At 68.4% G+C, this 15,135-nt stretch carries 3 protein-coding genes; 2 read left to right on the top strand and 1 reads right to left on the bottom strand.

Annotated elements, in window-relative coordinates; translation table 11 throughout:
• The first annotated feature begins 35 nt into the window (after nt 1-35).
• Nucleotides 36-6,467: a type I polyketide synthase gene (locus tag A5712_RS04815; protein ID WP_068102016.1), complete on the top strand. Its 6,432-nt coding sequence runs from the start codon at nt 36-38 to the stop codon at nt 6,465-6,467.
• A complete protein-coding gene (locus A5712_RS04810; protein ID WP_068102014.1) occupies nt 6,467-13,639 on the top strand; it encodes a beta-ketoacyl synthase N-terminal-like domain-containing protein in 7,173 nt (2,390 codons plus the stop codon). The genes A5712_RS04815 and A5712_RS04810 overlap by 1 nt, the downstream gene beginning before the upstream one ends.
• Here the strand turns inward: A5712_RS04810 and A5712_RS04805 are convergent.
• Entirely contained in the window at nt 13,627-14,808 is a 1,182-nt protein-coding gene (locus A5712_RS04805) for a permease (protein WP_068102013.1), read from the bottom strand. The two genes, A5712_RS04810 and A5712_RS04805, sit on opposite strands and share 13 nt — an antisense overlap.
• Nucleotides 14,809-15,135: the final 327 nt, after the last annotated feature.

The raw sequence follows: 15,135 nt of genomic DNA, 5'->3' as shown, positions 1-15,135 counted from the left end.
CGCGAAGGAGACCGGTGGTATCCAAGCATCCCCCTGTGGCAGTTGTCGGGGTGAGCGCGCTGTTTCCCGGGTCCCCGGAGGCCGAACGCTTCTGGCGGAACATCGTCGCCGGCGCGGACCTGTTCTCCGACGTTCCGTCGTCGCATTGGAACGTTGACGATTATTACGACCCCGCTCCGGGGATTCAGGGCAAGGTTTACGCCCGCCGCGGCGGATTCTTACCCGATATCGACTTCTCGCCGATGGATTTCGGAATTCCACCGAATGTTGTGCCCGCGACCGACACCGCCCAATTGCTTGGTCTGCGGGTCGCGCAGCAGGTATTGGAGGACGTTGCCGATGGTGACTTTTCCCGACTGGATCGCGAGCGCGTCAGCGTAATTCTGGGCGCGTCCGGCGGCACCGAGATGACCAACTACATGGGCGGCAGCCTGCACCGGCCGGTCTGGGAGCGGGGGCTGCGCGCCGCGGGGCTGTCGGAAGCCGAGATCACCGCGTTCAGCGAGAGCGTCGCATCCGACTACACGCCGTGGCAGGAAAACACCTTTCCCGGCCTTCTCGGCAACGTCATCGCCGGGCGGATCGCCAACCGCTTCGACCTCGGCGGCACCAACTGCGTCATCGACGCCGCGTGTGCGAGCTCGCTGGCCGCTCTCGAGGTCGGGCTGCACGAGCTGTATCTCGGCGAGTCGGACATGGTGATCGCCGGTGGGGTCGACGCCTTCAACGACATCTTGATGTTCATGTGCTTCGCCAAGGTCACCGCGCTGTCGCCCACCGGCGACTGCCGCCCCTTCTCCGACCAGTCGGACGGCACCATGCTGGGCGAGGGGCTGGCGATGTTGGCGCTCAAGCGCCTCGACGACGCCGAACGCGATGGTGACCGGATCTACGCCGTGATCCGCGGCATCGGCACGTCTTCGGACGGCCGCGCCAAGAGCATCTATGCCCCGAGCCCGGCCGGTCAGGCGAAGGCCCTTCGCCGCGCCTATGCCGCCGCCGGCTACGGACCCGAAACCGTCGGGCTGGTGGAAGCCCACGGCACGGGGACCAAGGCCGGCGATGTCGCCGAATTCACCGCGCTGCGAGAGGTGTTCGACGGTTCGGGGCGGGCGGACCGGCAATGGTGCGCGCTCGGCTCGGTGAAATCTCAGGTCGGCCACACCAAAGGCGCGGCCGGTGCCTGCGGCCTGTTCAAGACCGTGCTGGCGCTGCACCACAAGACGCTGCCACCGACCATCAAGGTCGATCGGCCCAACCCGGCCCTGGAAATAGAGCAGTCGCCGTTCTATCTCTCGACGCAGGCGAAACCATGGGTGGCCGTCGACGGCCTCCCGAGGCGCGCGTCCGTCAGCTCATTCGGCTTCGGCGGCACCAACTTTCACGTCACGGTCGAGGAGTACACGGGCGCCGGAAACCGCGCGTGGCGCTACCGATCCTGGGATTGCGAACTGATAGTGCTCGGCGCGCCCACCGCCGCGGCGCTTTCCGAACAGGCCGCCGGGCTGTCCGCGTCACTGGTCGACGATCCCGACATGCTCGGCTACCTCGCGCGGAGCACGCAATCCGCCTACGACGCCACCGCGCCGCACCGCCTGGCCGTCGTCGCCGACAGCGTGGCGAACCTACGCGCGATGCTCGACGAGGCCGCGGCCAAACTCGGAACCCCCGACCTGGCAACATCGTTCGGCTCGCCGCGGGGTTACTACTACTCGGCGCAACGACCGGGTCCGGTCGCACTGTTGTTCCCGGGGCAGGGCAGCCAGTACGTCGGCATGGGCGCCGACGTGCCGCAGCTCTACGAGCCGGCGCTGGCGCCGTGGGAACTGGCCCGGGCCGAACTGCTGAACGCCGACCGCGACCTGCACCAGGTCGTCTGGCCGAGAACGGCGTTCAGCGACGACGAGCGCGCGCTGCAGGCGGGCGAGTTGACGAGGACCGAGTGGGCGCAACCGGGCATCGGCGCGCACAGCCTGAGCCTGCTCTCGGTGATCCGTGCCCTCGGCATCACACCCGTGGCCGTCGGCGGACACAGCTTCGGCGAGGTCACCGCGCTGTGCGCGGCCGGCGTTTTCAGCGAAGAGGTGGCGCTGCTGATCGCCCGCGCGCGCGGGGCGTTGATGGCCGAAGCCGCCATCAACAGCGACGGGGCGATGTGCGCGGTGACCGCGCCCGTCGACTGGGTGCGCAAGCTGATCAGCGAGTATGGGCTGCCGGTGGCCATCGCGAACTACAACGCCCCCGACCAGTTTGTGCTCTCGGGCGAAAGCGCAGCTATAGACGATGCGGCGCAACGGTTTATGGAGGCGGGCATCAACGCGCGGCGCCTCGACGTCGCCACCGCCTTCCATTCCGACATCGTCACCCCGGCCGCGGCTCCGTTCGCCTCGTTCCTCGACCAGATTCCGTTCGAAGCGCCGCAGGTGCCGGTCTACGCGAACGCGACGGCGCAGCCGTACGCCGGCGACCCCCACCAAATGCGGAGCACGCTGGCCAACCAGATCGCGCAGCCGGTGCGGTTCGCCGAACAGATTCAGGCGATGTGGCAGTCCGGCGCGCGCACCTTCATCGAGGTCGGCCCCGGCGCCGTGCTGACGGGTCTGGTCGGCAAGTGTCTCGCCGGCGAGGAGCACTCCGCCGTGTCCTTGGACACCAAGGGCCGCAACGGCATTCGATCGCTCTGGATTGGGCTGGCCCAGCTCGCGGCCGCGGGCGTCCCGATGAATTTCGAAAGCCTCTGGGCCGACTACCGCGTCGTCGACGACCCGCGGACCAAGGAGCGGCCGAAGCTGACACTGAAGATCAACGGATCCAACTATGGACGACCCCAGATGAGCAACGAGCCCGTCCAACGGGCTGCCGGCAACCCCACCGACCGCAGTGCCCGAAGCAACGGACACAGGACCGAATCGGAGTACAAATTGGCGCAATCCGAGTCGTACACAACCGTCGTCCCGACCGCGACCGCGTCCCCTCCCGCCCCGCCTTCCTCGCCGACGCTCCAGATCGGCGCCGACGTGGTGGCCGAGCTGATCGCCGCCGTCGGGACCGTGCAGGAGGGAATCGGCCAAATACAACGGCTGCTGCAAGGTCTCGCGCCGGGGGCCCCGGTGGCCGCCCCGCCCGCCTCGCCCCCGGTCGTCTCCGTCGTCCCCAACGGGAAACCGGCGATGCCCACGCCGCCGCCGGCCCCCGCCGTCCGCAACGGCGGCCCCTCGGTGCCGGCGGCGCCGGCGGTCCCGGCCGTGCATAACGGCACCCCGGCGGCCCACAACGGGACGGCGGCACCGGTGAGCACGCTTGCGCCGGCGACCGTTTCGGCTGCCGGTGGGGAGTTGGTGACCCAGATGTTGGAGGTGGTGGCGGACAAGACGGGTTATCCGGTGGAGATGCTGGATTTGTCGATGGCATTGGAAGCCCATCTGGGTATTGATTCGATCAAGCGGGTGGAGATTTTGTCCGCGGTGCAGCAGCGGGTCCCGGCGCTGCCCGAGGTGGAGGCCGCCACGATGGCGACGCTTGGCACCTTGCGGGAGATCGTCGATTACCTGCAAGGTCTGACGGCTCCGGCTGCGAGCAATGGCAGTCCGCCTGCGCCGGCGGCGGTTTCGGTTGCCGGTGGGGAGCTGGTGACCCAGATGTTGGAGGTGGTGGCGGACAAGACGGGTTATCCGGTGGAGATGCTGGATTTGTCGATGGCATTGGAAGCCCATCTGGGTATTGATTCGATCAAGCGGGTGGAGATTTTGTCCGCGGTGCAGCAGCGGGTCCCGGCGCTGCCCGAGGTGGAGGCCGCCACGATGGCGACGCTTGGCACCTTGCGGGAGATCGTCGATTACCTGCAAGGTCTGACGGCTCCGGCTGCGAGCAATGGCAGTCCGCCTGCGCCGGCGGCGGTTTCGGTTGCCGGTGGGGAGCTGGTGACCCAGATGTTGGAGGTGGTGGCGGACAAGACGGGTTATCCGGTGGAGATGCTGGATTTGTCGATGGCGTTGGAAGCCGATCTGGGTATCGATTCCATCAAGCGGGTGGAGATTTTGTCCGCGGTGCAGCAGCGGGTCCCGGCGCTGCCCGAGGTGGAGGCCGCCACGATGGCGACGTTGGGCACGCTGCAAGAGATCGTCGACTACCTCCAAGGCCTGACGGCCCCGACCGAGGCAGGTGATCGCCTCCCTTTTGACTTAGCCGGAGCGGGGATCGCGCGCTATGCGGTGCGTGCGATTCCTGCTCCGGCTAGCGGAATGGGAATGCCCGGTCTCTACACCGCCACCAACGTGGAGATCGTCACCGCGCAAGACGCCACCGACGCCATTGCCGACGCGCTGGCCGCGATCCTGCGCACGCATGGCGTGAACGCCACGCTCGTGGCCGAGCCAAACGCCAACGCCGAGGCGGTGATCCACCTCGGCGGTCTACGGCGAACCGCCAGGCGCGACGACACGCTGGCCATCAACCGAACGGTCTTCGCGGACGCCCAGCGGGTCGCCGCGAGGTTCGCCGAACACGGCGGCGTCTTCGTCACCGTCCAAGACACCAACGGCACCTTCGGACTGCTCACCGACCCAGGCCCGCGCGCCTGGGCCGGCGGCATCGGCGCCCTCGCCAAGACGGCCGCACAAGAGTGGACCCAAGCGCAGGTGAAGGCGATCGACATCGCGGTCGGAGAGCGGTCGCCGCTTGCGGTGGCCGAACAGCTCGCGCAGGAGATACTGGCGGGCGGGGCCGAACTGGAAGTGGGCCTGGGCAGCGCGCACGGCCGGGTCACGGTTGTCGCGGACGCCCGCCGGGTGACCACCCACGCGCGCCGCATCGACCATCGCGACGTGATCGTGGTGTCGGGTGGGGGTCGCGGCGTGACGGCAGCGTCGGTGATCGCCCTGGCGAAGGAGACCCGGGCCACCTTCGTGCTGCTGGGACGCACGGAGCTTTCCGACGAACCTCCCGAGGCGCACGGCCTGACAACCGACGCCGAACTCAAGCGGGCGCTGCTCTCGAGCGCCGTGACACGAGGGCTTAAGCCCACGCCCAAAGAGTTGGAACAGCAGGTGCAGCGCGTCCTCGCGGATCGCGAGGTGCGGGCGACGGTTGCCGCCCTGACCGCCGCGGGCTCCCGGGTCCGTTATGCCGCGACCGATGTGCGCGACGCGTCCACGCTCGACGCTCTACTGGACGGCGTGCGAGCCGATTTCGGGCCTATCACCGGATTGGTGCACGGGGCGGGCGTATTGGCCGATGCGCCCTTGCACAATAAGACCATCGACGGGTTCGACCGTGTCTTCGATACCAAGGTCGGCGGCCTGTGCGCGCTGCTGGACGTCACCGCCGGCGATCCACTGAAAATCATCTGCCTGTTTTCCTCGGTGGCGGCGCGCAGCGGCAACGCCGGCCAAAGCGACTACGCCATGGCCAACGAGATCCTCAACAAGGTGGCTCTGGCGGAGCAGGCGCGACGCGGCCCGACCTGCCTGGTGCGGGCCTTGGGTTGGGGGCCATGGGATTCCGGCATGGTCACGCCCGGCCTGAAGGCGATGTTCGAGTCGCGCGGCATCGGGTTGATCCCGCTTGCCGACGGCGCGCGGGCGTTCGTCTCCGACGTGCTGGACGCGGAGACCGACGACCCCGAGGTCACCCTCGGTGACGGCGTATCGGCAGGCGTGTCAACCCATCCGATGCCGGCCGAGGGCCGGATCGCGCGGGTGCTGGCCCAGGTGCGACGGCAGCCGCAGCTGGCGGATCACCGCGTCCGGGGCAACGTCGTGCTACCAGTGGTGCAGGTCCTGGAATGGTTCGTGCGGATGGCCGAGGCGTGCCGCCCCGGACAACTCGTGCAGCGTCTGCTCGACCTCAGGGTGCTGCGCGGCGTGACCCTGAACGAGTTCGAGGGACAGGGCGACCCGATGCTGGTGCGCGCCGCGCCGGTGCAAGATCTGCCGGATCGACTCGCCTGCACGCTGTCCGACATCACCGGATCGACTCCCTACTATTCCGGCACGGCCGAAATGGGTTCGGCCCCAGAGATTGCGCCGGCGGCACCGACCGCGCCAGCCGGTGGACACCGGCTGGACCGCGACACCTGCTACAGCAACGGCGCGCTCTTCCACGGCCCCGCGTTCCAGGTCCTCGAAGACGTCGAGTGCCTGGCCACGAGCGCGACGGCGTCGCTGCACGGCCTGACGAAAGCGCGTTGGCAGGGCGAGGGCTGGGCCACGGATTCCGCGGCGCTCGACGGCTGCCTGCAATTGGCGTTGGTGTGGAGTTACGCACAGCTCGGTCGCCCGGTGCTGCCCCTGCGGGTCGGGGAGGTGGTGCGCTACCGCGCCGGGGTGCTCGGCGACGGATTGCGGTGTGTGCTCTCCAACGGAGATGCCAAGAACAGCGGAGCCGTCTGCGACTTGGATCTCATCGACGCGGGCGGTCACGTGGTGGCCAGCCTCAGACGCCTCGAGTTGTACCCCTACGGCGGCTGATGTTTTCACCCGTCGCGATCGTGGGCCAGGGCTGCGTCCTGCCCGGCGGCCTGAGCCCCGACGAGTTATGGCGGACGGTGCGCGACGGCCGAGACGCGCTCGGCTCGGTGCGACCCGGCCAGTGGGGGGTAGCGGCGGCGCGCATCGTCCGCGACGAAAAGGACGCCCCCTTCCTCGATCACGCCTGGTCGGACCGCGGCGGATACGTGCGTGGCTTCGACGAGATCTTCGACGCCGGCCGTTTCCTGCTCGGCGCCAACGAGTTTCGGGGCCTGGACCCCCTGTACCTGTGGGCCGTCGAGGCCGCCCGGCAAGCCCTGCAGAGCGCCGGCTGGCGCCTGGGTGAGATCCCGGGCCGGTCCGGGGTCGTCATGGGCAACTTGAGCTACCCGACGAAGTCGATGATCGACCTGGCCCAAAAGGTATGGCGCGGAAGCGAACACGGGGCCGACTGGCGCAACCGCTTCATGTCCGGCCTGCCAGCCCATATCATGGCCGACGCACTGGGATTGACCGCAGGCGCCGCGGCCCTCGACGCCGCGTGTGCGTCCTCGTTGTACGCGATCAAGCTGGCCTGCGACCGACTCCACGACGGCACGGCGGACGTGATGGTGGCGGGCGGCGTGAACGGAGCCAGCGACCTGCTCCTGCACGTCGGCTTCACCGCGCTGCAGGCGCTCAGTCGGACCGGAAGGTCGCGCCCCTTCCACCGCGGCGCCGACGGATTGGTGCCCGCCGAGGGCGCGGCGTTTCTGGTGCTCAAACGGCTCGACGACGCGATCGCCGACGCCGACCCGATACAGGGCGTCATCCGGGCGGTCGGGCTCAGCAACGACGGGCGGGGACAGGGCCCGCTCGTGCCGTCGCAGGAAGGACAGGAGCGGGCCATGCGGCTCGCCTACGAAGTGGCCGAGCTCGAGCCGCGAGACATCTCGCTCGTCGAGTGCCACGCTACCGGAACCTCGCGCGGCGACCTGACCGAGCTGATGAGCATGGCGCGCATCTTCGCGGGCATGTCGGACCTACCCATCGGATCACTGAAATCCAATCTGGGACACTCGATCACGGCATCGGGCGCGGCGGGAGCGATCAAGGTGCTCGCGGCGATGCGCGCGGGCATCCGGCCCCCCACCCTGCACGTCGACGACCCGTTGCCGTTCATCGCCGACTCGCCATTCCGGTTACTCACCGAGGCCGAACCCTGGGAGTGCAGCGGGCCGCGCCGCGCGGCCGTGAACAACTTCGGTTTCGGCGGCAACAACGCCCACCTGCTGCTCGAAGAATGGATCCCGCCCACCGGCGACATTCCCGCCCGGCCGAGGGTCACCGTTTCCCGCGCGGATGACGACATCGCGATCGTCGGCGTCAGCCTGCTGGTCGGCGACGACGAAACGGCCTCGGTGGCAGATCACCTGAAGAAGGCCGAACCGATTCCGACCCGCGGGGCGGGCGGCGCCCGCCGGGCTCGGATGACCGAGGTCCGCCTGGACGTCACCCAAACACGCTTTCCCCCCGCGGATCTCAGCCAGACGCTGCCCCAGCAGCTGGCCCTTCTCGGCGCTGCCGTGAACATCGAGACGGTGATCGGCGGGCTGCCGCCGGACCGGACGAGCGTCATCGTCGGGATGGGCTGCGACGCCGAGATCACCCGACTGGGGCTGCGGTGGCGGTTGGCCGACGAGATCGACGACCCCACCGAACTGGCGGCGGCGCGCGATGCGGTCGTCCCCGGATGGACGGCCGCCGGCGTCGTCGGCGCCATGCCCAACATCGTCGCCAACCGCCTTAACCGCCAATTCGACCTGCGGGGACCGAGTTTCACGGTGTCCAGGGAGGAGCTCTCCGGCACCACCGCGCTGGAGATGGCCGCCCGCGCCCTGCGGCGAGGCGAGGTCGACGCGGCCGTCGTCGGCGCGGTGGACCTCAGCTGTGAACCGGTGCACGAGGCTGCGGCGCGCGCACTGCTCGGGTCGGGCGAGCAGACACCCGGCGACGCCGCCGTCGTCGTGGTGCTCAAACGTGCCGAGGACGCCCATCGGGCCGGTGACGCCGTCCTGGCCACCCTGCCCGCGGATCAGCAACCACACGGCGAGTGCCTTCATTTGGGCACCGCGCCGGGCGCGATGAACCTGTCGTCGCTGCTGGGCCACGCGCACGCCGCATCCGGTCTGCTGCAGGTCGTCGCGGGCGCGCTCTACGGCGTCCTGGGCGTGTGCCCCGATGGCACGCCGTGGACGGCCGAAAAGCGTTCGGTGGTGGTCGCGCTCAGGGGCCTCGGGGGCCAGGAACAGCAAATCGTGCTCGCGCTACCGCCACCCGCGCACCACGACGCGTTCGGGAGTCTGTTCTCCACGCCTCCCTCTGGGAAACACGAACGGTTGGGTTTTCCGGCTCACCACGTCACCCCTCAACTGGAGCGGCCCATGACAACACACCTGCCCGTCCCGCCCGCCCTGCCCAAGGTCGCGGAGGCAATGGCACGGGTGCCGCTCGGCGCGGACCTGCTCGGGCAGGCGCCACGGGAGCCACTGTCGATCGGTGAGCACGGCCAAAAACCGTTGGCCCACAATGACGTCGGGTATCGGCCCCACGCGGGCGCCTACCGCGCGATCCAACCGTCCCCGCCCCCCGGCAAGGAGTTACCCAAGCCGACGATCAAGCGTCCCCCGGTGGGCCTCGCGCTGGACAAGGACGGCCTGCGCGTGCACGCCTCGGGCAAGATCTCCGACATCTTCGGCCCCGCGTTCGCGGTGCAGGACGGCTACGCGCGGCAGGTGCGGATGCCGGAACCCCCGTTGCTGCTGGCGGATCGGCTGCTTGGCATCGACGCCGAGCCGGGCAAGAGCGGCACCGGAACACTGTGGACCGAAACCGATGTCACCGCCGACGCCTGGTGGCTGCATCAGGGCCGGATGCCGGCCGGAATCATGATCGAGGCCGGGCAGGCCGACCTCATGCTCATCTCCTGGATGGGCGCCGACTTCGCCAACAAGGGCGAGCGGGTGTATCGGCTGCTGGGCTGCGAGGTGACCTACCTGGGCGGCTTGCCCGAGATCGGCGACACGCTGCGCTTCGACATCCACGTCGACGGACACGCCCGGCAGGGCGACATCCGCCTGTTCTTCTTCCACTACGACTGCACGATCGACGGTGTCGAGCGGATGTCCATGCGCAACGGCCAGGCCGGGTTCTTCTCCGACGAGGAGTTGGCCGCGTCGGGCGGGATCCTGTGGCGCCCCGAGGACGAAACCGTCGACGGCCCAATGGAGCCGACCCCGGCGCGAACGTCGCGGACCTCGTTGCAGCGCGCCGACCTGGAGGCGATCGCGGCGGGCGACATCTGGCGCACGCTCGGTCCCGGCTTCGAGCGCGCCGCCAGCCACACCCGCACGCCGAGCATCGCCGGCGGCAAGATGCTGTTCGTCGAGGAGGTGACCCGCCTGGACTTCGCCGGCGGCCCGTGGGGCCGCGGCTACCTGCGCGCCGTCGAGCACATCACCCCCGATAAATGGTATTTCGACGGTCATTTCAAGAACGACCCGTGCATGCCCGGCACGCTCATGTACGAGGCCACAATGCAGACGATGGCCATCTACATGACCGCCCAGGGCATGACCATGGCCTGCGACGGGTGGCGCTTCGAGCCCGTGCCGTTCGAGACGTACAAACTGGTCTGCCGCGGCCAGGTCACCCCGCGATCGCGCGAGCTGGTTTACGAGGTGTTCGTCCGCGAGGTCATCGCCGGGCCCGAGCCCACGCTGTTCGCCGATTTGCTGTGCACCGTCGACGGATTGCCGGCCTTCCACTGCCGGCGGATGGGACTGCGGCTCTCACCCGGCTGCCCGATGGACATGGGCGTCAAAGAGCTGGAAGGCTACGTCGAACCCAAACCCGTCGCCGAAGGTCACGGGGTTAAGTTCGACTACGCCGCGATGCTGGCGTGCGCCATCGCCAAGCCTTCCCTGGCGGTTGGTCCGCTTTACGAGAAGTTCGACACTCACCGCAGGGTCGCGCGGCTGCCGGGTCCGCCCTACCACTTCATGTCCCGGGTCACCGAGGTGGTGGGCGAGCTCGGCGTCGCGACGCCCGGCGCGCAGGTCGTCGCGGAGTACGACGTTCCCAGCGACGCTTGGTATTTCGCCGAGAACAAGGGCTCGAACGCGCGGCCGACGATGCCCAACGCGGTCCTCATGGAGATCGCGCTGCAACCCTGCGGCTGGCTGGGCGCCTATGCCGGCTGCCCACTCGACTTCGATGTCGACCTCTTCTTCCGCAACCTCGACGGAACCGGCGTACAGCACCGGGAGATCACGCCGTCGACCGGCACCTTGCGAATCAAGGCCGTGCTCAAGAACATCGCCCAGGCCGGCGGGACCATTATCGTGACCTTCGACGGCGAAATCTCCGCCGACGACGGCATCGTCTACACGTTCGACACGGTGTTCGGCTACTTCCGTCTCGAAGCGTTGCAGCAACAGGTCGGGCTCCCGGTCAGCGAGGACCAGCGTGCCCTGTTGGAACTTCCCTGCGAGGCACCCGTCGTCGACCTGGGTGCGCGTCCGGCCGAATTCTTCGGCCCGGGAGCGCGACTGGCCGACCCGATGCTGTTGATGATCGACCGGGTCACGGGGCGTTGGCCCACCGCCGGCGGCGCCGGACTGGGCCGGTGGCGGGCCGTCAAGGACATCAACCCCGCCGAGTGGTACTTCAAGGCGCACTTCTACCGCGACCCGGTGCAGCCGGGGTCGCTGGGCATCGAGATGCTGCTCCAGCTACTACAATTCGCGATGCTCGACCTGGGTTTCGGTGACGAGAAGGGGACCTCGGCGCGCTTCGAGCCGGTGGCCATCGGAGAAGCGATCACCTGGCGGTATCGCGGTCAGATCGTGCCCACCAACAAACAGATCACGGCGGAGATAGAGATCACCCGCATCGAGCGCGGTGCAACCGGCATCCTGGCGGTGGCCGACGCGTCCCTGTGGTGCGACGCGATACGGATCTACAGCGCAACCAATTTGGCCATGCGCATCGCACCCGGCGAGCCCCCAGTGTCCGACACCGGTTCGGCCACCACGCTGGAGACGACGATCGATCCCGCTTCGGACGCCTGGGTGCTCGACCACTGCCCGACGTATGTGATCCCTTCGCTGCCAATGACGTCGGTGCTGGACCTCTTCGCGCAGGCGGCCAGCCGGGCGACGGGCGGGGCCAAGGTGGTCGAAATCAGCGACCTGCGTTTGGTTCGCTGGGTCGTCGTCGATGCGCCGACACGGCTACGCGTGGTGGTCGAGCCCGTCGACCCGGGCCGCTTCGACGGGCGCCTCGAGGTGTGGCGGGATGCGCCCCGAGCCGAGTTGTCGCGCTGGGAGACCCACGCCGAGGCCGTGATCTTCACCGCGAACCACTACACGGGCGAACCCGTAACACCCGCCCCGCTGCACGACGCGGTGCCCTACGCCAGCCCGTACGACGGCACGGTGTTCCACGGGCCCGCGTTCCAAACCCTGATGGACGGTGCCCGAATCGGCCGCAACGGCTCATCGGGGACGCTCGCGGTGGAGCGGTGCAAGGTCCCCGTGGGTGAGCAACACCCGGGGCTGCTCGACGGTGCGTTCCACATCGTGCCCCACACCGCGATGAACGTGTGGACCACGGACACCTCGGATGTCGCCAGCTACGCGGACGCCGCGGACACGACCGTCGGATTCCCGCGCCGCGTGATCTGGGCGCGCTTCTACGGCGACGCCCCGCAGGCGGGGACGGTGGACGTGCAGACGCGGTTCGTCGGATTCGACGACGCCGACGACCGACTGCCGGTCGTCGATCTCTGGCTCAGCGTCGCGGGCAAGCCCTGGGCCTACCTCCGCATCGTCGAATTCCTCTTGGACAAGGGTCATCTGGTCCAGGTCAGCGGCGCCAAGCGGCGCGCGTTCCTTGCCGAGCAGCGCGCGGTGCCCGGCATGTCGTTGAGCGACCGGCTGGGCCGCGGCGTGGTCACACTCGATCCGGCGCGCGCCGCAACGCAGGACTGGTTCAAAGGCACCCTGCGGGCGGTGTATGACACCGAGGGCCAAGGCAACTCACTGATCGCCGATATTGCCGCCAAGGAAGCCGTCGCAGACGCCGCCCACGGCGCGATCCACCCATCCCAGGTGCTCGTCGTCGACGGGAAGGTCAGCTGCCCGGCCCTGCCGCTGGAGCGAATCTCCGTCGAGGTCGAACAGACGGACCGGGGCGAATGGCGGGCGAGCGCGTCGTTGCACACGGACTGGCAACCGGTGCGCAGCTGGTCGACCGACAGGCTGGGAATACCGCCGGACGGGTTCGCCGACCTGGTCCACTGGGCCCTGCTGTCGCGCTACGTCAGGCACGTCATCGTCACGGACCCGGCCGCGATGGCGGCAATTCGGGGCCGTCCCGTGCTGCTGCTGGGCAACCATCAGGTGCAGGTCGAGTCGATCCTGGGCACGTCGATCGCGTCGTGGTTGACCGACACGAAAGTCGTCACGATCGCGCACGCCAAGCACCAAACCCGATGGGTGGGTGCTCTGACGCGGCTGGCGGATGCCACCGCGAACGGAAAACCGGGCAGCACCAGGTACTTCGACCAGCGCAACCCGGCGCAGTTCTTGAGCCTGATCGAGGAGATCAAGCGCGACGTCGCCGCCCACGCGGTGTCGACCATGGTGCACGCCGACGGAACGCGATCGGTCCGCTCCGGCCAGCGCGTCGAGCGGCTGACCTCCACGCTGCTGGACCTGGCCATCGCCGCGTCGTTGCCGATCGTGCCGGTGTACTTCGCCGGGGGCCTGCCGAAGGAACCGGTGGAGCACAAGCTCGAGGTGCCGTATCGGCATGCGGCGCAGGACTACATCTTCGGCCGGCCGATCATGCCCGCCGAGTTGGTCGCCTGGCCCTACGCCGAACGGCGACGCCGCATCATGGACGCCATCAATGCGCTCGCGCCGTTCAGCGATGCGCCGCACGAGCCGAATTATGCTGTGGAGGACCGGATTGCGGCCGCCGCCCCGGGTGCGTCCCCGCTTGAGTCGATATGGGACTGCATCGAAGACGCCCTGGACGCGCTCCCCGCGGACTGGCGAAGCACGATCGGCGGCGACGAATGGATGGCGACCCGGTCAACCCAGCGCCACAGCCCTCAGTCGCAATGATGGCTCTGATCGTGGTGACCCTCCGCCGCCGCGGGGGAGCCGCCCATCATCCGTAGCATCGGGAGCCCGCCCGAAGTGACGAACCGCACGATCAGGACGGCCGCGATGACGAGGAAGGCGATATTGAGCCAGGTGGTGTAGTTCCACGAGATCGACGCCTCCATCACCGTGGCGTTGCGCTGCCTGGGGATGAGACCGGTTGTGCCGAAAAGCAATTCGACCAGGTATCCGGCGGCGACCATCGCGGCGTAGAAGGTGCCGAGCAGCGTGAGCATCATCCTGGTTCCGTAGTACTTGCGGTAGATGTTCAGGATCGGCAGGATCAGCAGGTCGGCGTAGATGAACGCGATGACGCCGCCGAAGCTGATGCCGCCGTTCCACAGCACCGCGGCCAGCGGCACGTTGCCGATCGAGCAGACGAACGACACGATTGCGACGATCGGCCCGACGATCGGCCCCCACACCGCCGACCAGCCCGGGTGATCGGTCAAAAAGAAGATGCGCCAAAAGCTTTCGGGCACCCACGCCGCGATGGCACCCGCGATCAGCAGGCCCAGCACGAGGTCGCGCAGGATCGCCAACCACTCCATCACGAACACGTGCGAGACCGAGGTGAAACCTTCTGGGGAGAAGAGCCGTTGGGCGAACGAGCCCTGCTTCTGGATGGACATGTCCATGGCGGCATGGCCCTCCATCGAGCCGGCGATCCCGCGCTCGGCCTGCTGCCGAGCGGCATCGACGAGCCGGGACCGCACGAACAGCCGGAAGAGAACGGCGAGCACCACGATCATCAGCGGGCCGCCCACGAATTCCGCGGCGGTGAACTGCCAGCCCATCAGCAGCGCCAGGATGATGCCCAACTCGACCACGAGGTTCGTCGAACCGATCTCGAACGCCATCGCGGCGGTGAAGTTGGCACCCTTGCGGAACAGCGAGCGGGCCAGGGCCACCGCGGCGTAGGAGCACGACGATGACGCGGCCCCCAGCCCGGCGGCCACCGCCAGCGTGCGTGGCCGGTCGTCGCCCATCAGGCTCACGATCGTCGAACGGCGCACCACGGCCTGCACCACTGCCGATAGGGCGAAACCCAGGATCAGTGCCCATAGGATTTCCCATGTCATCGACCCCGCCAAGCCCAGGGCATGACCGACCGCTGCCAGCGCTCTCATCGAGGCCTCCGCTTTGGTTGCGTGATTCGGCGATTTCCCCGCGTAGCCTATACCCCTAGGGGGTATACGTCAAGGTGAGAAACGGCCGTTTGCGCGCGGAGAGGGCCATGAACCCTAGAATGGCTGCAAATCGGTGCGGGGGCCGGCAAAGAATATGGACGGAACAACCCCGCGCGGCTGCCGGGCCCGCGGAAACGGCGTGAACGGGCATTTTCTATGGAATTCACTGGTGGCGAACGGACGCGGAGGGCAAATGCCCGACACACCGGCCGCGCCACCGCTGTCACAGACGTAACAACAGGCACACTGGTAACAACGAGTTTTTTC

The organism is Mycobacterium sp. E2327 (genome assembly GCF_001672675.1).
Lineage (GTDB): Bacteria > Actinomycetota > Actinomycetes > Mycobacteriales > Mycobacteriaceae > Mycobacterium.
The sequence above is the reverse complement of the archived record's forward strand: the minus strand, read 5'-3'. Positions and strand labels throughout refer to the sequence as shown.

What these genes read in the sequence shown, in the direction of transcription:
- A5712_RS04810 (WP_068102014.1), top strand. Translation starts at nt 6,467, where the DNA reads ATGTTTTCACCCGTCGCGATCGTGGGCCAGGGCTGCGTCCTGCCCGGC.
- A5712_RS04805 (WP_068102013.1), bottom strand. Translation starts at nt 14,808, where the DNA reads ATGAGAGCGCTGGCAGCGGTCGGTCATGCCCTGGGCTTGGCGGGGTCG.